At 63.8% G+C, this 781-nt stretch carries 2 protein-coding genes; one reads left to right on the top strand and one right to left on the bottom strand.

From position 1 onward, the window contains the following. Nucleotides 1–625, top strand: a 625-nt coding sequence (locus A5622_RS15300; protein WP_066879601.1) for a class I SAM-dependent methyltransferase, incomplete at its 5' end; no start/stop codon positions are given. Nucleotides 626–685: 60 nt separating this feature from the next. Here the strand turns inward: A5622_RS15300 and A5622_RS29210 are convergent. Next, on the bottom strand, nucleotides 686–781 hold a 96-nt coding region (locus tag A5622_RS29210; RefSeq protein ID WP_197507913.1), incomplete at its 5' end, for a class I SAM-dependent methyltransferase.

Here is a 781-nt window from a genome sequence, read left to right as displayed (position 1 = left end):
GCGGGCCATCGAGAAGTTCGACGTCAACGTCGTCGGCCTCACGCTGTCGGAAAACCAGGCCGAGCACGTGCAGCAGTCCTTCGATCAGATGGACACCCCCCGCAGCCGGCGGGTGCTGCTGGAGGGCTGGGAGAAGTTCCACGAGCCCGTGGACCGCATCGTGTCCATCGGCGCGTTCGAGCACTTCGGCCGGCAGCGCTACGGCCGCTTCTTCAAAATGGCCTACCAGGCGCTGCCGCCCGGCGGAGTGATGTTGCTGCACACCATCGTTCGGCCGTCGTTCAAAGACGCGCGGGCCAAGGGCCTGAAGCTGACCCACGAAATCGTGCAGTTCTCGCAGTTCATCCTGGCCGAGATCTTCCCCGGCGGTTGGCTGCCGACGCCGCAGACCGTCGGCGAGTACGGAGTGACCGCGGGCTTCGACCTGACCCGCGTCCAGTCGCTGCAGCTGCACTACGCCAGGACCTTGGACCTGTGGGCCGAGGCACTCGAGGCCAATCGCGAGCAGGCGATCGCCATCCAGTCCCAGGAGGTCTACGACCGGTACATGAAGTACCTGACCGGCTGCGAGAACTTCTTCCGCAAGGGTGTCACCAATGTGGGGCAATTCACGTTGGTCAAGTAGGGCGGGACAAGTCGGCCCCGAACGGTGAACCGTTCGGGGCCGATTGCTTTACTGGGCCGGTTACTTCTCCAGCGTGAACTGATTGACGTCGGTGTAGCCCGCACGGAACAACTTCGCGCAGCCGGTCAGGTACTTCATGTACCGGTCGTAGACCTC

The sequence above is a fragment of the Mycobacterium sp. 1245801.1 genome, from assembly GCF_001673055.1.
Taxonomy (GTDB): domain Bacteria; phylum Actinomycetota; class Actinomycetes; order Mycobacteriales; family Mycobacteriaceae; genus Mycobacterium; species Mycobacterium europaeum_A.
The sequence above is the reverse complement of the archived record's forward strand: the minus strand, read 5'-3'. Positions and strand labels throughout refer to the sequence as shown.